At 63.1% G+C, this 22,678-nt stretch carries 22 protein-coding genes; 7 read left to right on the top strand and 15 right to left on the bottom strand.

Annotation, left to right across the window (positions count from 1 at the left end):
- The 7 genes from GYH35_RS16640 to GYH35_RS16670 all read right to left on the bottom strand — a co-directional run.
- Window positions 1-190: hypothetical protein (locus tag GYH35_RS16640; RefSeq protein ID WP_161828992.1), on the bottom strand; the 190-nt coding region annotated here is incomplete at its 3' end.
- Between the two features lie 12 nt (window positions 191-202).
- A complete protein-coding gene (locus GYH35_RS16645; RefSeq protein WP_161828993.1) occupies window positions 203-1,462 on the bottom strand; it encodes an SAM-dependent methyltransferase in 1,260 nt (419 codons plus the stop codon).
- Window positions 1,459-2,256 (bottom strand): DUF1365 domain-containing protein, encoded by a 798-nt coding sequence (locus tag GYH35_RS16650; protein ID WP_161828994.1) that lies wholly within the window; start codon window positions 2,254-2,256, stop codon window positions 1,459-1,461. The genes GYH35_RS16645 and GYH35_RS16650 overlap by 4 nt, the downstream gene beginning before the upstream one ends.
- Before the next feature lie 23 nt (window positions 2,257-2,279).
- Complete coding sequence (locus tag GYH35_RS16655; protein WP_161828995.1) at window positions 2,280-3,584, bottom strand: NAD(P)/FAD-dependent oxidoreductase; 1,305 nt, start codon at window positions 3,582-3,584, stop codon at window positions 2,280-2,282.
- A gap of 38 nt (window positions 3,585-3,622) precedes the next feature.
- Window positions 3,623-4,663, bottom strand: a complete 1,041-nt coding sequence (locus tag GYH35_RS16660) for an acyl-CoA desaturase (protein WP_161811038.1) — start codon at window positions 4,661-4,663, stop codon at window positions 3,623-3,625.
- Between the two features lie 63 nt (window positions 4,664-4,726).
- The gene (locus GYH35_RS16665) at window positions 4,727-6,178 is read right to left on the bottom strand and encodes a cryptochrome/photolyase family protein (protein ID WP_161828996.1); all 1,452 of its coding nucleotides are present in this window, start codon (window positions 6,176-6,178) and stop codon (window positions 4,727-4,729) included.
- 116 nt (window positions 6,179-6,294) lie between these two features.
- A complete protein-coding gene (locus GYH35_RS16670; RefSeq protein ID WP_161811040.1) occupies window positions 6,295-6,639 on the bottom strand; it encodes a DUF6763 family protein in 345 nt (114 codons plus the stop codon).
- Window positions 6,640-6,808: 169 nt separating this feature from the next.
- Between GYH35_RS16670 and proB the strand changes: the two genes are divergently transcribed.
- The 3 genes from proB to GYH35_RS16685 all read left to right on the top strand — a co-directional run bounded on the left by proB (window position 6,809) and on the right by GYH35_RS16685 (window position 9,938).
- Window positions 6,809-7,954, top strand: coding sequence for a glutamate 5-kinase (proB, locus tag GYH35_RS16675; RefSeq protein ID WP_161828997.1), 1,146 nt, complete (start codon window positions 6,809-6,811; stop codon window positions 7,952-7,954).
- Window positions 7,955-8,029: 75 nt separating this feature from the next.
- A complete protein-coding gene (locus tag GYH35_RS16680) occupies window positions 8,030-9,442 on the top strand; it encodes a sensor histidine kinase (RefSeq protein WP_161811042.1) in 1,413 nt (470 codons plus the stop codon).
- Window positions 9,443-9,467: 25 nt separating this feature from the next.
- Window positions 9,468-9,938 carry a response regulator gene (locus GYH35_RS16685; RefSeq protein ID WP_161811043.1) on the top strand — a complete coding sequence of 157 codons (471 nt, stop codon included), beginning with the start codon at window positions 9,468-9,470 and terminating at the stop codon, window positions 9,936-9,938.
- Between the two features lies 1 nt (window position 9,939).
- Here the strand turns inward: GYH35_RS16685 and GYH35_RS34615 are convergent, their stop codons facing one another.
- Complete coding sequence (locus GYH35_RS34615) at window positions 9,940-10,224, bottom strand: hypothetical protein (protein WP_202624371.1); 285 nt, start codon at window positions 10,222-10,224, stop codon at window positions 9,940-9,942.
- A 55-nt stretch (window positions 10,225-10,279) separates the two neighbouring features.
- Window positions 10,280-11,092 carry an SDR family NAD(P)-dependent oxidoreductase gene (locus GYH35_RS16690; protein ID WP_161811044.1) on the bottom strand — a complete coding sequence of 271 codons (813 nt, stop codon included), beginning with the start codon at window positions 11,090-11,092 and terminating at the stop codon, window positions 10,280-10,282.
- 186 nt (window positions 11,093-11,278) lie between these two features.
- On the opposite strand from GYH35_RS16690, the gene GYH35_RS16695 reads away from it, so the two are divergent.
- Complete coding sequence (locus tag GYH35_RS16695) at window positions 11,279-12,835, top strand: class I adenylate-forming enzyme family protein (protein WP_161828998.1); 1,557 nt, start codon at window positions 11,279-11,281, stop codon at window positions 12,833-12,835.
- Here the strand turns inward: GYH35_RS16695 and GYH35_RS16700 are convergent.
- Complete coding sequence (locus GYH35_RS16700) at window positions 12,832-14,412, bottom strand: alpha/beta hydrolase family protein (protein WP_161828999.1); 1,581 nt, start codon at window positions 14,410-14,412, stop codon at window positions 12,832-12,834. The two genes, GYH35_RS16695 and GYH35_RS16700, sit on opposite strands and share 4 nt — an antisense overlap.
- A gap of 165 nt (window positions 14,413-14,577) precedes the next feature.
- Between GYH35_RS16700 and GYH35_RS16705 the strand changes: the two genes are divergently transcribed.
- The gene (locus GYH35_RS16705; RefSeq protein ID WP_161811047.1) at window positions 14,578-15,141 is read left to right on the top strand and encodes a DUF924 family protein; all 564 of its coding nucleotides are present in this window, start codon (window positions 14,578-14,580) and stop codon (window positions 15,139-15,141) included.
- A gap of 4 nt (window positions 15,142-15,145) precedes the next feature.
- Here the strand turns inward: GYH35_RS16705 and GYH35_RS16710 are convergent, their stop codons facing one another.
- A complete protein-coding gene (locus tag GYH35_RS16710; RefSeq protein WP_161811048.1) occupies window positions 15,146-16,534 on the bottom strand; it encodes a spinster family MFS transporter in 1,389 nt (462 codons plus the stop codon).
- 177 nt (window positions 16,535-16,711) lie between these two features.
- On the opposite strand from GYH35_RS16710, the gene GYH35_RS16715 reads away from it, so the two are divergent.
- Complete coding sequence (locus GYH35_RS16715; protein WP_161829000.1) at window positions 16,712-18,001, top strand: glutamate-5-semialdehyde dehydrogenase; 1,290 nt, start codon at window positions 16,712-16,714, stop codon at window positions 17,999-18,001.
- 40 nt (window positions 18,002-18,041) lie between these two features.
- A complete protein-coding gene (locus GYH35_RS16720; protein WP_161811050.1) occupies window positions 18,042-19,499 on the top strand; it encodes an OmpA family protein in 1,458 nt (485 codons plus the stop codon).
- Window positions 19,500-19,502: 3 nt separating this feature from the next.
- Here the strand turns inward: GYH35_RS16720 and GYH35_RS16725 are convergent, their stop codons facing one another.
- Genes GYH35_RS16725 through moaA form a run of 4 tightly spaced genes read right to left on the bottom strand, consistent with a single transcriptional unit; the run spans window position 19,503 to window position 22,677 of the window.
- Window positions 19,503-19,976 carry a molybdenum cofactor biosynthesis protein MoaE gene (locus tag GYH35_RS16725; RefSeq protein ID WP_161811051.1) on the bottom strand — a complete coding sequence of 158 codons (474 nt, stop codon included), beginning with the start codon at window positions 19,974-19,976 and terminating at the stop codon, window positions 19,503-19,505.
- On the bottom strand, window positions 19,973-21,166 hold the full coding sequence (locus GYH35_RS16730; protein ID WP_161829001.1) for an NTP transferase domain-containing protein: 1,194 nt from the start codon (window positions 21,164-21,166) through the stop codon (window positions 19,973-19,975). The genes GYH35_RS16725 and GYH35_RS16730 overlap by 4 nt, the downstream gene beginning before the upstream one ends.
- Window positions 21,156-21,623, bottom strand: a complete 468-nt coding sequence (moaC, locus tag GYH35_RS16735; protein ID WP_161829002.1) for a cyclic pyranopterin monophosphate synthase MoaC — start codon at window positions 21,621-21,623, stop codon at window positions 21,156-21,158. Before moaC ends, GYH35_RS16730 begins: the two co-directional genes overlap by 11 nt.
- Before the next feature lie 4 nt (window positions 21,624-21,627).
- Complete coding sequence (moaA, locus tag GYH35_RS16740; protein ID WP_161811054.1) at window positions 21,628-22,677, bottom strand: GTP 3',8-cyclase MoaA; 1,050 nt, start codon at window positions 22,675-22,677, stop codon at window positions 21,628-21,630.
- Window position 22,678 lies beyond the last annotated feature (1 nt).

Below are 22,678 nucleotides of genomic sequence, written 5' to 3' on the forward strand. Positions count from 1 at the left end.
GTTTCTGGCAGAACAGCTGGGGACAGATCCGGGCCGCGTCCTCGCCTTCGATGGGATCGCAGCCCTTCACGACCACCATCTTCTTCGAGCGCAGCAGTTCCGGCTCCTCCAGATTGCCGAGCAGCCAGAACAGCCCGGACAGGGCGATCCCGAAGACTCCGGCGAAGATGGCGAGGCGTAGCGGCAGCATGTGCCGCCAACTTTAACCGCGCCAGCCTGGCTTTACCATCAACATGTGCACGTCACCGAGTTGACGCTCGGCGAAGCCGCCTTCGCAGTAACAGAGGTAGTAGTCCCACAGGCGGATGAACTCCTCGGGATAGCCGAGCGCGCGCACCTTGCCGATGTTGGCGAAGAAGTTCTCGCGCCACATACGCAGGGTCGTCGCGTAGTGCGGGCCGATGTCTTCGAGGTGATAGACCTTCATGTCCGTCGCGCGCGTCACCGCGTCTCCGATCGCCGTGACGCAGGGGATGAAGCTGCCGGGGAACACGAAGCGCTGGATGAAGTCCACGCTCTTCAATGCGTCCTGGTAGATCTGGTCCTGGATGGTGATGGCCTGGATCAGCATGGCGCCGTTCGGCTTGAGCAGCGAAGCGCACTTGGCGATGTAGGTGTCCAGGAACTGATGGCCGACCGCTTCGATCATCTCAATGGATACGAGCTTGTCGTACTGCCCAGTGAGGTCCCGGTAGTCGTCCAGCCGCAGGTCGATGCGATCGCTCAGGCCTTCAGCCGCGACTCGCTCCTTGGCCAGCGCGTATTGCTCCTTGGAGATCGTGGTCGTCGTTACGCGGCAGCCATATTTCTTCGCCGCGTAGATCGCGAGGCCGCCCCAGCCCGTGCCGATTTCCACCAGGTGATCGGACGGCTTCAATTGCAGTTTGCGGCACACCGCCTCGAACTTGGCGAGTGAGGCTTCCTTCAGCGTCGCTTCGGGCGCTTCGAAGATGCCGCACGAGTACGCCATGGTGTCGTCGAGGAACAGCTGGAAGAAATCGTTGCCCAGGTCGTAATGGGCGGCGATGTTCTTGCGGCTGCCGTCCTTGGAGTTGCGGTTCATCCAATGGAAGATCCGTCGCAACGGCGAAGTGAGGAACGCGAGACCGCCTTCCATGTCCTGCATGATCTCGCGGTTCAATACCATGATGCGCACCAGCGAGACCAGGTCATCGCTGCGCCAGTGGCCGTGAATATAAGCCTCGCCGGCACCGGTCGTGCCGCCGAACGCGGCATCGGCCCAGAACTGCGGGTGGACGACTTCCACCGTCGCGGACAGCGAGCACTCGGGCGTGTGCTTGCCGAAGCGATGCACCTGGCCGCCTTCGACGACGGCGATCTCACCGTGCTTCAAATGTTTCAACTGACCGAGCAGCGCATTGCGGCCGGTCCGCTGCAGCCAGGAGTCGCTGGCGACCAGGGCGGGCGTGTCGGGGAGAATTGACGGTCTTGCTGTTGTCATGGCGTCACGGTCCACTTCGGATGAGTGAAGAATGGCGTGCGTCGGAACCACAGGCGCAGGGCCTGCCAGTAAATCGCACCGGAAATTTTGGCGGTCATGAGCGGGTATCGATACAGCACGCGCGCGAGCGCGGCGCTGGAGATTTCCTCTCGTTGCAGCGTGAGCGTGGCGTCGAACACGCGGCGGGTGTGCCCGTCCTTCTGCTGCAGGTTGTCCATGTGGATGCGCAGTTGCTCGCCCGGCACGCTCAGACGCCAGTCGTAGCTCATGTCCATGGGCCAGAACGGCGAGACGTGAAATTCCTTGCCGAACTCGAAGCGCATCACACTGTCGTTGCGCGTCGCTGACGCGACGGGAAGGACGTACGCGTGTCGTTCCTTCCACGGCGTGTTGGTGATTTCGGCGAGGATGGTTTGCACCTTCGTGCCGCTGCTGTCGAAGCAGTAGTAGAACGACACCGGGTTGAAGATGTAGCCGAAGTAGCGCATGTGGGTGAGCATGCGGATCGGGCCATCCGGGCGGCGGCCGGTCTGCGCGGTGACCGTACGACGCACGGCTTCGTCGAGGCTCAGCTCGTCATGATGTTCGTCGCTGTCGTCGAGCGTCTGGTGATAGTCGGACCGTTCGAAGCGAGCGAGCGCGGGCCGGCGCGCCGACCAGCACCAGTACGAATCGAACAGATGCGGCAGCTCGGCCAGGTCCAGATACATCATGAACAGTTCGTAGCGGAACTGATGACCGGACGGTTCGTGACGGCGGTGACGGACCCAGCCGTTGTAGATACAGCTTTGCATGGGTGCTCGCGGCTATGCCGCTATCAGGCAACGCTCGCCGTAACGGGCTGAGCTTGGGATTCTGGAGTGGCCTCGCCGCGCGACGTGAGATCCCACTGGAAATGCTCGAGCGCGCGCATCGCAGTCACGACGCCGTCCTCGTGGAATCCATAGCGCCAATAAGCGCCGCAGTAATAAGTGCGGCGTGCGCCGTTGACTTCGCGATGGCGGGCTTGAGCGGCCACGCCTTGCGGCAAGTAAACCGGGTGGTGATAAGCGATGCGCTGAATGATCTTGCTTGGATCGATGGCGTCCGCATGATTGAGCGTGACCAGAAACCTGGTCGGCGCATCCAGCGTCTGCAGGATGTTCATGTCGTACGTCAGCGCGACCGGCTGCTGCGGGTTCTTCAGCGCGTGATAGTTCCAAGCGGCGCGAGCGAGCGGACGACGCGGCAGGAGCGATGTGTCCGTGTGCAGGATCGCTTCGTTCGCGGCGTACGGAAATGCCTTCAACACTTCCCGCTCGGCGGGCGACGGATCGCTCAGCATGTCGAGCGCCTGATCGCTGTGACAGGCGATGAAGATGTGATCGAAGCGATGCACTTCGCCTTTGTTCGTGCACACCTCGACTTCATGCGTCCGGCGACGGATGCTTTCGATGGGCGTCGACAGCCGCACGTCGGCCTTCATCGAGGCCATCAGCTTGCGCACATATTCGCGCGAGCCGCCCTTGACCGCCTGCCACTGCGGGCGGTTGTCGATGTTCAAGAAGCCGTGGCGCTCGAAGAAATCCACGAAGAAGCGCGCCGGGAACGACAGCATCGCATCGGCTTCGGCGGACCAGATCGCACGACCCATTGGCAGGATGTAGCGCTCGGCGAACGATTGGGAGTAGCCGTTCGCGCGCAGGTATTCGTTCAACGTCAGCTTGTTGTCGTTGGTCTTCAGCAGCGCGCGCGATTCGCGGTTGAAGCGCAGGATGTCGTAGATCATGCGCAGGAACGACGGGCTCACGATGTTCGAGCGCTGCGCGAACAATGCGTTCAACGACGTGCCGTTGTACTCGAGGCCGGTGCGCTCACAGCGCAGACTGAAGCTCATGTTCGACGGTTGCCACTCCACGCCGAGCTCGCGGAGCATCGCGATGAAGTTCGGATACGTCCAGTCGTTGAAGACGATGAAGCCAGTGTCGACCGCGTACTGCTTGCCCTGCCAGTCGACATCGATAGTGTTGGTGTGGCCGCCGGGATAGTTGCCCGCTTCGAACACCGTGACCTGGTGCTGCCGGCTCAGCCGCCAGGCTGCATAAAGCCCTGCGATTCCCGCGCCGATGACTCCGATGCGCATGATGGTTCCTTACCCGGTAAGTGATGAAATGCTTGTTGTTAGTTGGCTTCGGCGCGCATGCGGGTGCGCGCGTCGCGCACCTCACGCGGCACCGGTTTGAGATCCCAGACGATGCCGAACAGCGCCAGGACGCGCAGCCCGTAGTACGTCAGGTCGATCTCCCACCAATAAAACCCCTGGCGCGTCGAGACGGGATAGTGATGGTGGTTGTTGTGCCAGCCTTCGCCGAAGGTGAGCAGGGCGAGCCACAGGTTGTTGCGGCTGTCGTCGGGGGTCTCGTAACGGCGCTTGCCGAAGCGATGACACAGCGAGTTGATGGTGTAGGTCGCGTGATAAGTGACGACCGTCGAAACGAAGAAGCCCCACACCAGCATCTGCCAGCGGGTGGTGTGCAGGCCTGGGGCGACGTGTTCGAGCAGTGCGCCCAGGCCGAACAGACCGACCGCGAGCGCCACCGGCACCAGGATGTCGAAACGATCCAGCAGCTTCAGCTCGGGAAACTTCAGCAGGTCGCGGACGCGGGACAGATCGGGCTGGAAGTGACGGCGCGACAGGAACCAACCCATGTGGCTCCAGAGGAAGCCGCGTTGCACCGGCGAGTGAACGTCGTGCTCGGTGTCGGAGAACGCGTGATGATGACGGTGGTGCGCAGCCCACCAGATCGGGCCGCGCTGCACGGCTGAAGCGCCGAGCAGAGCGAACACGAACTGGCCGGCGCGCGAAGTCTTGAACGAACGGTGCGAGAAGTAGCGATGGTAGAAGCCGGTGATCGCGAACATGCGGATCACGTACATGCCGATCGCGACGCCGGCGGCAATCGGACTGACGCCGACGAACAGCACTGCCACGCAGGCGATGTGCATGCCGATGAAGGGAATCACGCGCAGCCAGTCGATGCTGTCGATCCTGGCTTCGTCGTAATTTGCCAGCCCTGCGCGCACGTCGAGCCAGCTGGTCAAGCTGGTCAACAGGCTCACTTTCTTCTTGTCGAAAGCGGCCGAGGCCCTTTCGACCCGCCCGTCAAAAGGCGTGACTTTTGACGGGCTCGTCCGGGGTGCGGCTTCAGGGTTGGTGCTCATGCTCATGCGTCCTCGTGACGGATTTCGCATGAGCGACGAGCTGTGGATTCAATCGCTAATTCATTAACGCAGTTGGGAATAAACCTGAAGCGCGCGCTTGCGGGATTCCCCCAAATCGAGCACCGGGCGCGGATAGGTTTTGTCGAATTCGACGCCGGCCCGCTGTAAAACAGCTTCGGGCGCGGCCCACGGTTGATGAATCCAACGGTCCGGCAGGCGCGCGAGCTCGGGCACCCAATGCCGAATGTAGCCACGCACGGGATCGAAGCGCTTCGCCTGCAGCACAGGATTGAAGATGCGGTAGTAGGGCGCGGCATCGGCCCCGCAGCCCGCAACCCATTGCCAACCGAGTGTATTGTTCGCCAGATCCGCATCGACCAGCGTCTCCCAGAACCATTGCGCGCCCTGCAGCCAGTGGATCTGCAGGTTCTTGGTTAGTACGGAGGCGACGATCATTCGGATGCGGTTGTGCATCCAGCCGGTGCGCCACAGTTCGCGCATCCCGGCGTCGACCAGTGGAATGCCGGTCGCGCCTCGCTGCCAGGCTCGCAGGTCGGAAGCACTGCGCCGCCATTTCTGTTTCGCGAAGCGTTGGTCGAGAGGCTGGTTGGTCGTAGCGGGAAAATGAAACAGCAGGTGATGTGCGAACTCGCGCCAACCAATCTGTCGCAGATAGCTGTCGACGCCTTTGGTCCGCGCCGCTTCGGTGTCCGAGTGTCGGAGAGCGGCGACAATCTGCCGCGGTCCGACTTCACCGAAATGCAGATGCGGCGACAGGCGCGAGGTCTCGATCAGATCGGGTCGATCGCGACCGGTCGGGTAGCCGGCAATATGTTTGCTGAATTGTGCGAGCTGTTTCAGTGCGCCGGCTTCACCCGGTGTCCACATCTGGGCCAACCCCTCATCCCAGTGGATCTTCGGCGAGAGCGCGAGATCGTCGATGTCGATGCAAGACACGCTGCGTGGCACCGGCGGCAACTTGCGCGGCGCTTTGGCTGGCGTGAGCAAAGTCGGCAAGTGCTTTTCGACGGTGCGCCAGAACGGCGTGAACACTCGATACGGCAGCCTTTGCCCATTCAAGATCGTGCCCGGCTCGAACAGCAAGGCCGCGTTGCTTTGTTCGACCGACACGCCGTCGTCATCCAGCGCGGCGACGATCCTGGCATCGCGCTTCAATGCCGCCGGTTCGTAGAGCTTGTTCCAGCACACCAGCGTCGCGCCCGTTTCCCGAATACAACGGCGCAGCGCCGCCAGAGAGTCGCCTCGTTGTACCACCAGCCGGCTGCCGATTTTACGCAGACCGGCGTCCAGCGCGACCAAGCTGTGATGCAGCCACCAGCGACTGGCCGCGCCCGGCGCCCAGGGTCGTTCCTCGTCCGGCGAATAGACGAAGACAGGCACCACGCGCCCGGCGTGTTCGAGAGCATGGCGCAGCGAAGGATTGTCGGCGAGGCGGAGATCGCGTCGGAACCAGACTATGGCAGTCCGGACGGAGGCGGATCGTTGCGCGTTCACGAGGGCGCGCTTATCGCTGTGCGAGGGAGGGAGTTTTGGAGTGACCGCGCCGCGTTAGACCGGGCGCGGTCGCCATGTTGACCGTCAGACCGCAGAGGAATCGGCAGAAGGGGCGCTCAGGCGTCGTCCCGATCGTTGTAATCGTCATCGTCGTCGTCGAGGTCTTCGTCCTCGTCGTCGTCCCAATCGTCGTCGTCCTCGTCCCAATCGTCCTCGTCTTCGTCGTCCTCTTCGTCCTCTTCCTCTTCTTCCTCGTCGTCACTGGCCCAGCCTTCCGGCTCCTGGGACAGCTCCAGGTCGAGCTCGTGCCAGGTATCGAGGTCGATTTCCTCGATATCGCCGTTCTCGTACTGGACTTCGACCAGTTCCTGGTCGGGATCCACGGACAGGACCTTGAAGACCTCGTTTTCTTCGAGATCCTCATACCATTTTCCCTGGACCGGGTCGTAATCTCTGGCCACGCACACACCTCAAACGACGAGAACCGGTGTATTCACCGGCGGCGGAATATTAGGGGCATTCTCCAAGACTGCCAAGTGAGTGAAACAGCGGCGGCGCGGACTTTCATGGGGCGGATGGACTGGGGTCCGGTCGGTGCCTACACTGCCGCGCCCTTTCACACTTCATGCCATGACTACGACCCCACGAGTACAGACGTCCGCCCAGCCGCTATTGCAGGCACGGCGTATCGTCATCAAGGTCGGCTCGGCCTTGCTGGCCGATGCCGCCAGTGGCGCGGTCCGGCGCGACTGGCTGGAGACCCTGGCGGCCGATATCGGTGCTTTGCGCCGGCGGGGTCAGGAAGTGCTGCTGGTGTCCTCGGGCGCCATCGCGCTGGGCCGGCGCCAGCTCGGACTGGCTCCAGGCAAGCTGAAACTGGAAGAGAAGCAGGCAGCCGCGGCGGTCGGCCAGATCCGCCTGGCGCACGCATGGACCGAAGTCCTGGAGCACCACGAGCTGAGCGTCGCGCAGATTCTGCTGACCCCGGGCGATACCGAGCAGCGACGCCGGTACCTGAATGCTCGCAACACCCTGCGTACTTTGTTGAAGCTCGGCTCGGTGCCGGTCATCAACGAGAACGACACGGTCGCTACCGCCGAAATACGTTATGGTGACAACGACCGCCTGGCCGCGCGCGTCGCGCAGATGATCAGCGCCGACTGCTTGATCCTGTTGTCGGATGTGGACGGCCTCTACACCGCCGATCCCACGCGCGATCCCAACGCGCAATTCATTCCCGAAGTGCGCACCATCACGCCCGAAATCCAAGCCATGGCGGGCGGGTCGGCATCCGCCGTCGGCACCGGCGGCATGGCGACCAAAATTACCGCGGCGAAAATTGCCGTCGGTGCAGGCTGTCATATGTGCGTGTCGCTGGGCCGGGAGTTGCATCCGGTCAAGCGGATCGAGGACGGCGCGCGTTGCAGCTGGTTCTATCCTTCGGCGAGTCCGTCGACCATGCGCAAGCAATGGATCGCGGGCACGTTGCAACCGGCGGGCGAGCTTTATGTCGATGAAGGGGCTGCTGCCGCCCTCAGCCGCGGCAAAAGTTTGTTGCCGGCCGGCGTCACTCGAATCGTCGGTCCGTTTCAGCGCGGCGATGCGCTGATCGTGCGTGATGCGATGGGAAAAGAAATCGCGCGCGGGCTGGTTGCGTATTCAAGCGCCGACGCCGAGCGCCTGCTCGGACACAAATCCAGTGAGATCGAGACGCTGCTTGGATTCCATGGGCGCGATGAAATGATCCATCGAGACGATCTAGTACTCACGAGCTAACGCGGGTTTCACCCGGCTGACTCGCAGGGCGGGTTTGTTAGTATCGACCGCTTGGACACTCGTCCATCAGCGGATATGCAAGTTCTACAACAACCTTCCCTGCGCCGGAATCGCGCGCTGGTCGCTACGATTGCGCTCAGCTTTTTGCTGCTGTTGGGCTCGGCCGCGCTGACGTTTCATGTGTCGCGTCAAGGCGTCGAAGCGGACGCGCTGGTCGTGCACACGATGGAAGTGCAGCGAGCACTCAATACGACTCTGCTCACGCTCGGCGGCGCCGAATCGGGGCTGCGCGGCTTTCTGTTGACCGGCAACGAAGCTTTTCTAAAGCCCTATCAGGATGCCGGCGAGCAGTTGCCGGCGCAGCTGATCACGTTGCGCGAGAGCGTCGCCGACAGTCCTCTGCAACTCGCCAATGTCGAAGCGGTCGCGCCGTTGATCGAGCAGCGACTGGCGGGCATCGACATGGCATTGACTGCATATCGCGACGGTCGCCGTGCCGATGCGATCGCCGCGCTTCAACGCTCCGGACTGCCGACGTTGAATGACGTCCGCTCGCGCATCGAGGCGGCCACCGAGTTCGAGCAGAAATTGCTGGTCGAGCGTCAACGCGCGGCGGCCGGGTTGCGCGATCGTTTCACCAGCGCCGTCCTCGTGATGCTGATCGCGTGCGGCCTGCTGGCGTTGTTCGCATTGATCAGCGTGCGTCGGTATGTGGCAACGGTCCACGAAAGTCGGTTGCGGCTCGCTTCTCACAATGTCGAGCTCGAGCAGCGAGTGCAGGCGCGGACCGAAGATCTGGCGAAGGCCGCCGACGATGCGAATCGCGAGCGCGCCCGAGCGGAGTCGCTGTTGACCGACGTCAATCATCGAGTGGGCAACAATCTCGCGCTGGTGTCGTCGTTCCTGACGATGCAGCAGCGCGCGGTGAAGAATCCGGATGCGGCTCGAGCCTTGAGCGCCGCCCGCATGCGAGTGCAGGCGATCGCGTCGGCGCATCGCAAGCTGCGCCTGGGCGCGGACTTCGCGACTGTGAAGGTCAACGAGGTGCTCGGCGCCGTGCTCGAGGACATCAGCGCCGGCCTGCCGCCGGGAGATTTGATCCGGATCCAGTGCCAGGTCGAGCCGCTGGAAATCAATGCGCGCGACGCGGTGTCGCTCGGCGTGTTGACCAGCGAGCTGGTGATGAACGCGGTCAAGCATGCGTTCGCGCCGGGCGAGACGGGCGAAGTGAGCGTAGTACTCGTGCACGGCGCGGATTCGGTTGCCGTGTTGGAAGTATCGGACGATGGAGTGGGCTGGCATGACAACAAACATTCACAAGAAACAGGCGGGCTGGGCGCAAAGATCATCGACATGGTCGCGCGGCAGTTCGGCGGGCGCCCGGAGCGTACTGCTCGATTTCACGAAGGCGCTGCTGCGCCGGGGCGTCGGCCTGGCACGCGGATCCGCGTCAACCTCACCAAGCTCCAGGTCATGCCCGCCTCCTGAAGTCGTTCGCACCGGCAGCTCGCCGATGACGCGGCCGGCAGTGATGCGCGATCCGCGCGTCCTGCTGTTTCCGTTACGGCGCGCCCCGCACCGGGAAGGCGGCGACGGCACCGGCACGGAAGGCACGACGAAAGGGCCGATGTCGGGCATGGCGGTGCTGGTCGTCGAGGATGACTTCATCGTCGCGTACGACATGCAGATGATGCTGGAAGAGCAGGGCGCGCGCGTGCTCGGGCCGGCCACCAGCCTTGCCGAGGCGCAGGAACTGCTGGCGAAGGAGCGGCCGACGGTCGCCGTGCTCGACGTGAATCTCAACGGCGAATATGTGTTTCCGCTGGCCGAGGCACTGTGCACGCAGAAGGTGCCGTTTGTATTCGCGACGGCCTACGCGGATGAAGATCGGCTGTTTCCGCAGGCCGCCCGCGGCGCGCCGCGTTTGGCGAAGCCGGTGTTGCCGAATGTGCTGATCGCGCAGCTGATGCGGCTCAAGCGCTGAGTCAGTGGGTGGTGTCGCGCCGATTCACCGGAATGTCGACATAACGATGGGCCGGTGCGTCGCTGGCCGGGAAGGTTTCCTTCAACGACTCGTCGATCTGGTCTTCGCAGGCCGCGATGGGATTGCGCACTCGATAACGGCGGGCAATGCCTTTGATCGCGGGCATCGCGATCAGCGCCAGTGCACCCAATAGCAGGACGGATTCCACCGCATCGAAGACCGAGCGCCGTCTCGGTGCGTAGTCAGCCAGGTCGTCATCGTCGTCGTAGCGCTCGTAGTCACGCATGAGCCTTCTCCCATGAATGTCCTACCGAGACGCTTCGCCGACCGGCGCGGTTCCGTCAGGGCACGCGGGGCGGGACGATGGGATGCGAGCTGGACAGGCCGCCATCGACCGGGAATGCCTGCCCGTTGACGTACGACGCCGCGTCCGACGCCAGGAACAGGGCCATGCGTGCAATTTCGATGGGAGCGCCTGCGCGGCGCAGCGGGTTGAGCTGGCCAATCTTATTGTCGGTGCCGCGGGCCCGTGCCTGGTCGAAGATGGGCTTGGTCATGCCGGTTTCGATCAGGCCGGGACAAATGGCATTGATACGTACGCCACTGCCGGAGAGTTGATAGGCCGTGGTTTGTACCAGGCTGATCACGCCGGCTTTGCTCGCGCTGTAGGGCGAGCCGCCCGCGCCCGAGCGCAGGCCAGCGACCGAGGCAGTGCAGATGATCGAGCCTCGCTTGCGCGGTGTCATCACTCGGGCTGCATGCTTCACGGCGAGGAACGTGCCGATCAGGTTGATGGTCAGCACCTGCAGCCAATGCTCCGGTGTCTGCTCGTTGAGCGGCACCAGTCCGCCGCTGATGCCGGCATTGGCAAAACAAACATCGAGCGCGCCGTATTCGCGGACCGCGCTGTCGATGGCCTCGGAAATGTTCGCTTCCTGCGACGAATCGCTGACGAGGGCTGTGGCGCGGCCGTTGTCCTTGCGGATCGCGGCCACCGTTTCTTCCACTTCAGGTGCGCGATCCAGAGCCACGACGGCGGCGCCTGCCTGCGCGAACACGATGGCGCTGGCGCGGCCAATGCCGCTGGCGGCGCCGGTGACGAGCGCGACCTTGCCCTTGAGCTGGCCTTCGACGGCGGGATCGGGAATTTGCATGGTTGTCCTACCGGTTCGGGAACGTTTTTTCGCAGACCGGAATTGGGCTGCAAACGCTTCTGATCGATTAGGCGTCGAGTGTGTCCGTGAGTATGAATTAATGCAATGCCACCCCGGCCTGGCTGTCGACGCGCATGGCTTTGTGGCATGGTGCCGGCCCACTAAACAAAACCCGTGACGATCGCAATGAATGTCACTTCCCCCGAGACCTTGTTCGAGCAGGAGTTCGGCCTGATCGCCGACCTGGTGCATGCCTATGCCCAGGAGCGCCCCCGGCATCCGGCGCTGATCGACGAGCAACGCAGTCTCAGCTATGGCGAGCTGGATCAGTCAATGGATCGGGTGGCCGTTGCCTTGCAGCGGGATCGTGTGGGCAGCGGCGAAGCGGTGGCGATCTGCGCGGCTTCCTGTGTCGACTATGGCGTTGTGTTTCTTGGCGCCCTGCGCGCCGGCGTGGCGGTCGCGCCATTGTCGCCTTCGTCGACCCCCGAGTCGTTGGTGACCATGCTCGCCGACAGCGGCTCGAAGATCCTGTTTTTGGATGAGAGCGTCGCCGTCGCGCTGGCGACGGTTGCGTTGCCGGCCGGCTTGCAGCTGGTGCGCCTGGATCGCGCTCCGGGTGTGCGCTCGCTCGACGCCTGGCTCGCTCCTGCGGGCGGCGTGCCAGTGCCGGTGGCCATCGCACCGGATGCGCCGTTCAACATCATCTATTCCTCCGGCACGACCGGCACGCCCAAGGGCATCGTGCAGCCTCACAGCATGCGTTGGGCGCACGTTCGCCGCGCGCGGAGCTTCGGTTATGACCGTGAGGCGGTGACGATTTGCTCCACGCCGCTGTACTCCAACACCACGCTCGTGAGTTTCTTTCCCGCGATTGCCGGCGGCGGCAGCGTGGTGTTGATGCCCAAGTTCGAGGCGGGAAAGTTCCTCGAGTTGTCGCAGCGGCATAAGGTGACGCACGCGATGCTGGTGCCGGTCCAGTATCAGCGGCTGATGGATCGGCCGGACTTCGATCAGTTCGACCTCGGCAGCTATCGCATGAAGTTCTGCACCAGCGCGCCGTTCGCCGCTGCGCTCAAGTCGGACATCCTGCGCCGCTGGCCGGGCGGCTTGATCGAGTATTACGGCATGACCGAAGGCGGCGGCACGTGCCAACTGCTCGCCCACGAGTTTCCGGAGAAGTTACATACGGTCGGCAAGCCGGTGCCGGGCCACGACATCCGCCTGATCGACGAGCAGGGCGAGGAAGTGGCCCCAGGGCAGATCGGCGAAGTCGTCGGTCGCTCGCCCGCGATGATGAAAGGTTATTTCAACCAGCCCGGCAAGACTGCCGAGGCGGAGTGGTTCGACGCCGCCGGCAATCGTTTCATCCGCACCGGCGACGTCGGCCGCTTCGATGCCGACGGCTTCCTGACCCTGATGGATCGCCGCAAGGACATGATCATCTCCGGCGGCTTCAACATTTATCCCAGCGACCTGGAAGCCGTGCTGTTTCAGCATCCGGCCGTGCGCGACGGTGCTGTCATCGGCGTGCCGTCGAAAGAATGGGGCGAGACGCCGGTCGCGTTCGTCGTGCTACGCGCCGACGCGTTGGCCACCGCCGACGACATCAAGCAATGGACCAACGAGCGTCTCGGCAAGACGCAGCGGCTGTCCGCCGTCCGACTGGCAGCGGAGCTGCCGCGAAGTGCGATCGGCAAAGTCCTGAAACGCGAACTGCGCGATCAGTACTCGGCCGCTTAGAAGCCGTCGAAGAACGACTGCACGGCCGCCAGACAGAAAGGCGGCACCAGCGAGCTGTGATATGCATCCGCCACGGCTTGCGCGCCACCGTCGGTTGCACCGCCTGCGATAGCGGCAGCAGCGACAGATTCCTTTGCAGTATTGAAGCCGAGCTTGATCGCTGCGTCGTCATCGTCGAGCGACGGCTCGTCGTCGACGTCCAGCACGCGAATCGATGCCGTCACGCCGGCGGCGGTCCAATAGCGTTGCATCAGCTCCGTGTTCATGTACTGAACCGTCGGATCGTCATGGCCCGCACACAACAACACCGGTGAAGTCGGGCTCCAGTTGCGCAGGTCGTTCGCCTTGAAGGCGACGCGCAGTGGATGCGCCGGCGCAGCGGCGGGCAAGCCATCGGTGACTGTTGGGAAGCCGCCGTCAGGGTGTGCCAGCGAGTCCTGCAGATAGCTGCCTCGGAATGCATTTGTGACCAGAAAATCAGCGCCGAAGCCGCGTGCGAACACGGGCGCCAGTTCAGCCGGTGTCGTTGCAGGTGTGTAGGCGGCGTACGCTGGATCTGGCGGCGTGCTGCTGAACACTTGCTCTCGCGGCAATCGGCCTTCGTCGTAGAGCTGCCCTCGCGTGCCGGTCGTTGGTAACAACGTATCGATGCCGGTTGCGTATTTAGCCTCGAAGGCATCGGTCGGGGCGGAGTAGATGTTGCCGTAGATGCGTTGATACGCAGTCATGATCCAGCTCACCAGCAGTGGCCCGCTCTGGATGACCTGGCCTTGAAACACGGCATCGCCAAACGCGCCGAGTGCATAAGGTCCCGACATGGGCGCGGCTGCCGTCACCGCTACACCGTTCTTTTGTAACAATCGATGCGTAGCCATGGCGACGAAGCCGCCCTGCGAATATCCAGTGATGAACAGGCGGCCGCTGTCGGTGATGGTGGGCGCGGTGCTCGTCGGCAGCGCGCTGCGCGCGCCCGCCAATGCATCGGATGTATCTTTCGCCTGTTGGTCGGCGTGCAGATACGGATGATAGGGCAAGGTCGAAGTGTCATAGCCCGCGTAGTTCGGCGCCACGACGATATAACCTTGCGCCGCGAACGCAGCTGCGATCAGCAAGCCTTCGGCGTTCTCGGTGTTCGACAGGTCCGCGATGTTGAATGCTTTCTCGGCCCGAGTGCCATGGGCGTACACCACCACGGGTCGCGGCCCCTGGCACGCCGCATTCGTTCCTGTCGGAATCATCAGCGCGCCGGACGCGGTGGTCGGCTGTTGAGCCGGATCCTGCGTGTTGTATCGAATCTGGTGGACGTCGACGCCGCATTCCGGGTCGACGATGAAATCCAACACGCGCCCGGCCGTGGAATTCGCACCGATCAGATTGATCAGATCCGGAATCGAGAACGAGGCGATGCGCGGCGGCGGATTCTCGATCAGCGTGCCCGAGGTCGGTGGAGGTGGCGGTTGCTCGGCTTCGCCGGTATCGGGCGAGTCATCGTCATTGTTGCTGCAAGCGGCGAGCATCAACGCGCTGCCGAGTACCGCAATTACTTTCCATCCAACGGAGCTGAACGCAGCTGACATCTCATGCTTCCTCGCTATCGGCGTACGTACTAATGCCTGAGCGAGCAATCTGGATCGTCGCTATCCGAAAATTTTGTAGGACACTCGTGCGGGCCGCGGCGTCGGGAACCTTCCGACGGGTCGTGACTTTGATAGTGTTCGGTTTTCTGCAACGAGCGCCGAGACATGTCCTCGAAAAAATTACCAGCAGGCTGGGCCGACGACGTGCTGCATTTCTGGTTCGAGGAGCTGAGCCAGAAGGATTGGTTCGGCAGCAGCACGCGAGTCGATGAGATATGTCGCGCGCGTTTCGGCGATATCTATGCGGCGCTGAAGGCTGAACCACCGGCGCCCGAAAGCCTGGATGCACGCACGCTGCTTGCGGCGGTCATCGTGTTCGATCAATTCCCACGCAACATCTTCCGCAAAACGCCGGACGCGTACGCGACCGACGCCAATGCGCTGGCACTAGCGAGGCACGCGGTGGAGGCCGGCAAGGATCGGTCGTTGCCCGAGATGCAGCGGCACTTTCTTTATATGCCGTTCATGCATAGCGAGGACTTGATGGCGCAGGCGGAGTCGGTTCGCTTGATTACCGCGCTGGGAGTTCCGGACGGCGTGAAGTACGCACGCCATCATCATTCCGTCGTCGAGCGCTTCGGGCGTTTCCCCCATCGCAACAGCATCCTCGGGCGTCGTTCGACCCCCGAGGAGCTGGAATTCTTGAAAACGGAGCCGCCGCTGGTTTGATGACTCAGAGGCCGGCTGCGGCGCGCGCCTGGTTGCCGGTTTCGATGTCCTCGCGCAGCGTCTTGGCGGCGAGATAATAGTGCAGTGCCGACCAGAGATTGATCAGCAGCGTCACACGGATCGACCAGCGCAGGCCGTCGGCGAGCGCCACCTTGTCGGCGATGCCTTGCGACACGAAATACTCCTTGAACAGATCGCTCAACGCGCCGGTGAACATTGGCCCAAGGCCGAGGCCGATGAAGTTGAGGATGAGCAGCAGAAACGCCGAGGCAAGGGCGCGTTCGCGCAATCCGACCAGCCGATGCGTCGACGCGATGCTCGGTCCGAGATAGGCGGCAGCCAGGGCGATATACAAAGTGAGCAACAGCATCGCCGCGACCGTGTTGTTCAGCGAATAGACCACCAGGCCGAACGGCACGACGATGACCAGCGTGATTGCCGGAATCCACACATACCAACGCGGATCCTGCGTGCGTGCGAAATAGCGATCGCACCAGGCGCCGCCCAGGTAGGTGCCGGAGAGCCCGCCGAGTGCGACGACCAGGGACAGCCACGCGCCCACATCGCCCAGGCTCATGCCGTGGCTGCGCATGAAGAACGGCGAATAGAACGAGCTCAAGCCATAGCTCACGAACGCGTGCAGACCGGCGGCGAGCGAGAGATGGCGGAAAGATTTCTTGGCCCACAGGTTGCCCATCACCTGCCGGAACGGCGGCGGCTCGGCGATCGCAACCGGCGTGGGCTCGGAGAAGCCCCGCGGCGGCTCTTTGACCGTGAGCTTCAGGATCAGCGCGACCACCAGGCCGGGCAGGCCGACGGTAAAGAACGCGGCACGCCAGCCATATTCATGGGCTACCAGACCGCCCACCAGAAAGCCGAGCGCGCTGCCGCCATACACGCCCATCGAATAGATCGACAAGGCGGTGGCGCGTTTCTTCGGCTCGACATAGTCGCTGATGATCGAATAGGCGGAGGGACTGCAGCCTGCCTCGCCGATGCCGACGCCGATGCGCGCGAACAGCAGGTGCCAGAAATTCTTCGCCATGCCGCAGAAGACGGTGAACGCGCTCCAGATCACGATCGAGGCGGTGATGATGTTGACGCGATTGCGCGTGTCGGCCATGCGCGCGATGGGAATGCCGAGCGTCGAATAGAACGCGGCGAACGCGAGGCCGCTCAGCATGCCGAGCTGCCAGTCGTGCAGGTCGAATTCCTGCTTGATGGGCTCCAGCACGATCGACAGGATCTGCCGGTCGACGTAGTTGAAGACGTAGATGACGAACAGCAGCCAGACGACGTAGTTGCGGTAGGCATTGCTGGCGCTGAACGTGCTTGCGCCCGCGCCGCTTGCACTGACGGCTCGGTCGCCGACCGATCCTGCCTCTACTGCCATGTCATCCCCCCGGTGCAATGTCGGGGCATTGTGTCATCGCGAGGCGCGTTTGACATCGCGCGAGCAGTCAAGAAATGACCAAGACTGTCCCGCCTGGGCCCGCCAGTTTCGCGATGTAGAAGTACGGCGGCCGGTTGACACTTCTTTACCCGGGCAGGGTGCCGCTAGAATGAAGTCATGAACGCGAACAAGCTGAAGACCGAGGGCGACGCCGCCGCGGTTGCTGAATCGATGCAGGCCCTGGGCCGCGCCGCCAAGAGTGCCGCCAAGTCCCTGGCTCAGGCGACCACCCACGCCAAGAACGCCGCTTTGAAAGCGGCCGCCGCCGCAATCCGCGAGCGGCGAGCCGATTTGCTGGCCGCCAATCGCGCCGATGTCGAGCAAGCCACACAGCGGGGCCTGTCGTCATCGCTGCTCGATCGGCTCGTCTTGAATGAGCAACGCGTCGAAGCCATGGCGCGTGGCATCGAGGATATCGTCGCCTTGCCGGACCCCATCGGCAGCGTCATCACCAGCTGGACTCGCCCGAACGGGTTGAAGATCGAGCGCGTGCGCGTGCCGCTGGGCGTCGTCGGCATCATTTATGAGAGCCGGCCCAACGTCACCGCCGACGCCGGTGCGCTTTGTTTGAAATCGGGCAACGCGGTCATTCTTCGCGGCGGCAGCGAGAGCAACCGCTCGATCAAAGCGATTCACGAATGTCTCGCCGCCGGGCTGCGAGCCGCGGGTTTGCCCGAAGCGGCGATTCAGGTCGTGCCGACCACCGATCGCGCGGCGGTGGGTTACATGCTCTCGAGCATGACCGAATTCATCAATGTGGTCGTGCCTCGCGGCGGTCGTAGTTTGGTCGAGCGCGTACAGAAGGAAGCGCGCGTTCCCGTGATCGGTCATCTAGATGGCAATTGCCACGTGTATGTGGATCGCGATGCCGATGTCGGCATGGCTCGCGAGGTCGTGCTCAACGCGAAGCTGCGTCGCACGGGTGTGTGCGGAGCCGCCGAGACAGTGTTGTTCGATCGCGCCGGCAATGCCGCTGCGACTGTTTTGAAGTCGCTGCTCGATGCGGGCTGCGAAGTGCGCGGCGATGAAACGTTGCAGCGTCTCGACGCGCGCATCGTGCCCGCGTCCGAAGCGGACTGGAGCACCGAATATCTCGAGCCCATCATTGCCGCCAAAACGGTCGACGGCGTCGACGAAGCCATCGCGCACATTGCGAAGTACGGCTCGGCGCACACCGAGTCCATCGTCACGGCCAATTCAGCTACGGCCGAGCGCTTTCTCGGCGGCGTCGACAGCGCCATCGTTTTGCATAACGCATCGACCCAGTTCGCCGACGGCGGCGAATTCGGCATGGGCGCGGAAATCGGCATTTCCACCGATAAATTCCATGCGCGCGGCCCGGTGGGCGTCGAGCAGCTCACCAGTTACAAGTATGTGGTGCGCGGCTCGGGCCAAATCCGGCCCTGACGTTATACTCACCGCCAGTTTCGATTCCGGGCCCGTTCGTATGTTGCAGCTATTCGCGCTGATCGTTGTTGTGTTCCTGAGTTTCGGCGCCCTGCCGGCGTCGGCCGCCGGCAATCTCGATGCCGCTGCGTTGGCCGCCGCCGTTGAAAAAGGCCGCGCCGAGCAGCTCGACGTGCTCGCGCCAAGGACGTTTGCGGCGGCGGTTCAGGCCAGCCAGAACGCCACCAAGGAAGCTGAACGAGGCCGTGGCACTGAAAAAGTTGCCGCCCGTGTGCAGGAAGGCGAGGCGGCCCTGCAGAAGGCCCGCACTGTCGCAACGAATGCCCGCCAGACGCTGGGTGGCGTCATCAAGACCCGGCAGGATGCATTGGTTGCCGAAGCGCCGAAATTCTCGGGCGAGGCATGGACCAAGGCCAACGATCGTTTCCTGCAGGCCATGCGCGAGAACGAGAGCGGCGATCTGCCGAACGCGCAGAAGCGGGCCGCTGAGGCCGAGGTCCTGTTACGCGATGCGGAGCTGATCGGCATCAAAGGCGGCATTCTCAACGAAGCGCGCAATCTGATCGCCCAGGCCGATGAGGCAAAGGTGGAGCGCTACGCGCCACGCACGCTGCAATCGGCGAAGCGTCACCTCGCCGAGGCGGAGCAGGAAATCCAGCGCAATCGCTACGACGTTGCTCAGCCTCGCAAGCTCGCTGCTCAGGCACGGTACGACGCGCGTCATGCGACTTATCTGGCCGCGCAGGTCCAGCGCGTCATGCAACAGGAGAAGGACGATCAGGCGGGCATCGAGGCGTTGATCCTGTCTTGGGAAGAGCCGCTCCAGCGCATTGCCGACGACATGGAACTCGACATTCGCTTCGACGAAGGCCACCAGGCGCCGATGAAGGAGCTGGGTGAGTACGCTCAGCAGCGCACGGCGGAAGTGCGTCGCTTGAAGCAGGAACTGCAGGATCGCGAAGAGCAGATCGCCGCGCTGAATAATCAGTTGAAGCGAGTCGAGTCGCGCTTGGGCGGCGAGTCGCAGGAGCGCATCGCGCTTCAGCGCCAGGTCGACGCGCAGGCACAGCTGCGAGCGAATATCGCCGCGATTGAGGCGTCGTTCTCGTCGGATGAGGCGCGCGTGTATCGGCAGGGCGAACATGTGGTCATGTCATTGCTGGGCATCAACTTCCCCTCGGGTCGCAGCACCATCGATGGCAGCAGCGCAGCGCTGATGAAGAAGGTGCAGAGCGCCCTGGCGCGATTCCCGGATGCGACCGTCGTCGTCGAAGGTCACACCGATGCGAACGGCAGCGACTCGGCCAACCTGATCCTGTCACAGGATCGCGCGGACGCGGTGAAGCAGTATCTCGTGAGTCAGTTCGGCGCGAATGCCGAGAAGGTCAGCTCGATCGGATATGGCGAGGCAAGGCCGGTCGCGACGAACGAGACGGCCGCGGGTCGTGCGCGCAATCGGCGCATCGACCTGGTGATTCACGTGCAGGGCAGCGGCTGAGTTTTAGCGGTCATGCGCATGAGGATGCTCATGCGTATGGTCATGACCCGGAACGGCGCAGCGCTCGCAATTCACCCAGCCTGAGTCGCCGTTGACGTAGTGCTCCTTCTTCCAGATGGGCACGCGGTGTTTCACTTCATCGATGATGTAACGACACGCGGCGAAGGCCTCGGCGCGATGCTTCGAGCTGACGCCGACCCAGACGGCGACGTCGCCGATCGCGAGTGAGCCGACGCGGTGGACGCAGGCGGCTTTCAATATGCCGAAGCGAGCGATGGCTTCGTTGACGATGCGCTCGCCTTCCTTGTTCGCCAACGCTTCGAACGCCTCGTATTCCAGGCGAGTGACGGCGTGGCCTTCATTGTGATTGCGCACCCAGCCTTCGAAGGAGGCATAGCCGCCGGCGGCATCGTCGGCGAGCTCGCGACGGTATGCGTCGAGGGTCAGGGCGGTTGTGCTGAAGGAGAAAGGTTTCATCCGCCTGCCACCGGGGGTATGAAGACGACGGTGTCGCCGTGACGAAGCGGCGTGTTCCAGTCGCTGAAGTCGGAGTTCAACGCGACTTTGAGTTGCGTTGGGTTCAATTGGAAAGGATGACGGTTGCGGAGCTCCTCGTAGAGCTCGGCTGGAGTTGCTGCGGTCGTGTCCAATGTTTCTTCGCTGCGGCCGGCTTGTTCGCGGAGGATGGCGTAGTACTGGACACGGAGGGTCCGTGGTTTGTCGGCTTTCGCTCCTAACGCAGCGGCAGTATTTTTTTGAACCTCGCCGGCCTGGCCCGGAGAAGAGCGGTGGCTGGTGTTGCCGCCGGCCTGGTCCGGAGAAGAGCGGTGGCTGGTGTTGCCGCCGGCCTGGTCCGGAGAAGAGCGGTGGCTGGTGTTGCCGCCGGCCTGGTCCGGAGAAGAGCGGTGGCTGGTGTTGCCGCCGGCCTGGCCCGGAGAAGAGCGGTGGCTGAGGTCGCCGCCGGGCTGGCTTGGAGAAGAGGGGCGGCTGATGTCGCCGCGGTGCTGGTCCGGAGCAGAGGCGCGGCCAGCGCCGTCCTGGTTCAAAGAGGGCGGGTGGGTGGGCAAAAAAGAAGCCCCGCCGAAAGCGGCCACCGTCGACCGATACTCATCAGCAGTGTTCACATTATCCAACGCTCGCACATCCGGCAGATCGAGCAGCAACGTATCCGCGTTGATCAGGAATTTGCGCGGGCACTGCTTGCCAGCGGCAACGTAAGCGAGCACAGGCTCGCGAGCCGCAGGTTCCCAAATCGCGCACAAAGGTTCGGGCAAGCCATCGTGACTGCTCTTGAACGCGGTCGCGAGCCGGCGTGGATCACGATGCTCGATCAAATATCGCAGCGTCTGCTCGTTCAAAAACGGCAGGTCGCACGCGACAACGAGCCACGCCGCTTTCGGATGTGCATGCAGCGCAGCCGAGATGCCCGCAACAGGCCCAATCCCAGGCTGAAGATCCACAATCTGCGGCAAGCCCGCCCGAGTCGGCTCCTCCCGCTGATCCGGCCTCACAGAAACGAACGTCGCCGCGCACACCTGCGACAGCAACTGAAACGTCCAATGCAGCTGCGACTGACCGTGATACTCGATCGCCGCCTTGTCTCGCTGCATGCGAGTGCTGGCGCCGCCGGCCAGCACCAGGCCGAACAGAGGTGCGTCAGCCGACATCGCTCTTGCCTCCACGCTTTTCGACCAGCCGCGTCTCCGCGATCACGATGTCGTGCGACAGCGCCTTGCACATATCGTAGATGGTGAGCGCAGCCACGCTCGCGCCCGTCAGCGCTTCCATCTCGACGCCGGTCTTGTGATGAACCGATACCGTACAGCGAACGACGGCATCGTCACCGTCCATCTCAATCGCCACAGTGCACTTCTCGATCCCGAGCGGATGACAGAACGGAATCAAATCGTGCGTCCGCTTCGCCGCCATCGTGCCCGCGATGATGGCCGTCTGAAACACAGGCCCCTTCGGCGTGTTGAACTGCTGCGAACGCAGCGCCTCAGCGACCTCCGCCGGGAACCGAACGCGGGTTTGCGCCGTCGCCGTGCGCTTGGTCACGACCTTGTCGCTCACATCGACCATGGTCGGTCGCGAGCTCGAGTCGATATGAGTAAACGTCGCCATCCCTTCAACCACCGATGTAATACATCTCGATCTTGCGCAACGGCTGCTCGCCGTTCTTCAGCGAAGAGCGGATCTCGCTGTAACGATCGCCGCGCTTCAGCCAGGTGTTCGAGATCAGCTGGCTCAGCTCCGCATCCGACGCGCCCTCGCGCAGGGGCGCGCGCAAATCGACGCCGGAGCGCGCGAACAAACAAGTATAGAACACGCCTTCCGACGACAGCCGCGCCCGCGTGCAGTCACCGCAGAAGGGATTGGTAATCGAGGAAATGAACCCGACCTCGCCGAGCCCATCGTCGAACGCGTACCGCTCAGCAACCTCGCCGCGATAATTTGGATCGACCGGATGCAGCGGCCAGCGCTGCCCGATACGTTCCACCAGTTCGCGCGAGGAAACGACGCGATCCAGGCTCCAATGATTCCGATTGCCCACATCCATGTATTCGATGAAGCGCACGATCACGCCAGTGCCACGGAAGCGCTCGATCAGATCGATCGCAGTGTGATCGTTCAAGCCGCGCTCGATGACCGAGTTGATCTTGATCGGCGCGAGCCCCGCTTCCTGCGCGGCGCGAATGCCGTCGAGCACGCGGTCCAGATCGCCCATGCCGCCGCTCATCTGTTTGAAGATGGCCGGATCCAGCGTATCGAGGCTGACCGTGATGCGATTCAGGCCATTGGCCTTCAACTCGACGGCATGCTGAGCGAGCAGCACGCCGTTGGTCGTCAACGCAACGTCCTGCACGCCCTCGATGGCGGTGAGATCGCCGATCAAATCGGCGAGATTCGAGCGCAGCAGCGGCTCGCCGCCCGTGAGGCGCACTTTCTTCACGCCGATGTCGACGAACAAGCGGGTCAGCCGCGCGATCTCTTCGAACGACAGCCGCTCGTTCGACTTCAGGAAACGATAGTTCTCATGAAACGTTTCCTTCGGCATGCAGTACGGGCAGCGGAAGTTGCAGCGGTCCATCACCGAGATCCGCAGGTCGTGCAGCGGCCGGCCCAGCGTATCGTGCGGGCGGAGCTTCACGGGCAGTTCGGCAACGGTGGATGGCATG

It is taken from the genome of Steroidobacter agaridevorans (assembly GCF_009932555.1).
GTDB classification, from domain to species: Bacteria; Pseudomonadota; Gammaproteobacteria; order Steroidobacterales; family Steroidobacteraceae; genus Steroidobacter; species Steroidobacter agaridevorans.

Excerpts from the sequence above, each read along its gene's own strand:
- GYH35_RS16645 (WP_161828993.1), bottom strand. The coding sequence starts at position 1,462 with ATGACAACAGCAAGACCGTCAATTCTCCCCGACACGCCCGCCCTGGTC.
- GYH35_RS16650 (WP_161828994.1), bottom strand. The coding sequence starts at position 2,256 with ATGCAAAGCTGTATCTACAACGGCTGGGTCCGTCACCGCCGTCACGAA.
- GYH35_RS16655 (WP_161828995.1), bottom strand. The coding sequence starts at position 3,584 with ATGCGCATCGGAGTCATCGGCGCGGGAATCGCAGGGCTTTATGCAGCC.
- GYH35_RS16660 (WP_161811038.1), bottom strand. The coding sequence starts at position 4,663 with ATGAGCACCAACCCTGAAGCCGCACCCCGGACGAGCCCGTCAAAAGTC.
- proB (WP_161828997.1), top strand. The coding sequence starts at position 6,809 with ATGACTACGACCCCACGAGTACAGACGTCCGCCCAGCCGCTATTGCAG.
- GYH35_RS16680 (WP_161811042.1), top strand. The coding sequence starts at position 8,030 with ATGCAAGTTCTACAACAACCTTCCCTGCGCCGGAATCGCGCGCTGGTC.
- GYH35_RS16685 (WP_161811043.1), top strand. The coding sequence starts at position 9,468 with ATGACGCGGCCGGCAGTGATGCGCGATCCGCGCGTCCTGCTGTTTCCG.
- GYH35_RS34615 (WP_202624371.1), bottom strand. The coding sequence starts at position 10,224 with ATGCGTGACTACGAGCGCTACGACGACGATGACGACCTGGCTGACTAC.
- GYH35_RS16690 (WP_161811044.1), bottom strand. The coding sequence starts at position 11,092 with ATGCAAATTCCCGATCCCGCCGTCGAAGGCCAGCTCAAGGGCAAGGTC.
- GYH35_RS16695 (WP_161828998.1), top strand. The coding sequence starts at position 11,279 with ATGAATGTCACTTCCCCCGAGACCTTGTTCGAGCAGGAGTTCGGCCTG.
- GYH35_RS16700 (WP_161828999.1), bottom strand. The coding sequence starts at position 14,412 with ATGTCAGCTGCGTTCAGCTCCGTTGGATGGAAAGTAATTGCGGTACTC.
- GYH35_RS16705 (WP_161811047.1), top strand. The coding sequence starts at position 14,578 with ATGTCCTCGAAAAAATTACCAGCAGGCTGGGCCGACGACGTGCTGCAT.
- GYH35_RS16710 (WP_161811048.1), bottom strand. The coding sequence starts at position 16,534 with ATGGCAGTAGAGGCAGGATCGGTCGGCGACCGAGCCGTCAGTGCAAGC.
- GYH35_RS16715 (WP_161829000.1), top strand. The coding sequence starts at position 16,712 with ATGAACGCGAACAAGCTGAAGACCGAGGGCGACGCCGCCGCGGTTGCT.
- GYH35_RS16720 (WP_161811050.1), top strand. The coding sequence starts at position 18,042 with ATGTTGCAGCTATTCGCGCTGATCGTTGTTGTGTTCCTGAGTTTCGGC.
- GYH35_RS16725 (WP_161811051.1), bottom strand. The coding sequence starts at position 19,976 with ATGAAACCTTTCTCCTTCAGCACAACCGCCCTGACCCTCGACGCATAC.
- GYH35_RS16730 (WP_161829001.1), bottom strand. The coding sequence starts at position 21,166 with ATGTCGGCTGACGCACCTCTGTTCGGCCTGGTGCTGGCCGGCGGCGCC.
- moaC (WP_161829002.1), bottom strand. The coding sequence starts at position 21,623 with ATGGCGACGTTTACTCATATCGACTCGAGCTCGCGACCGACCATGGTC.
- moaA (WP_161811054.1), bottom strand. The coding sequence starts at position 22,677 with ATGCCATCCACCGTTGCCGAACTGCCCGTGAAGCTCCGCCCGCACGAT.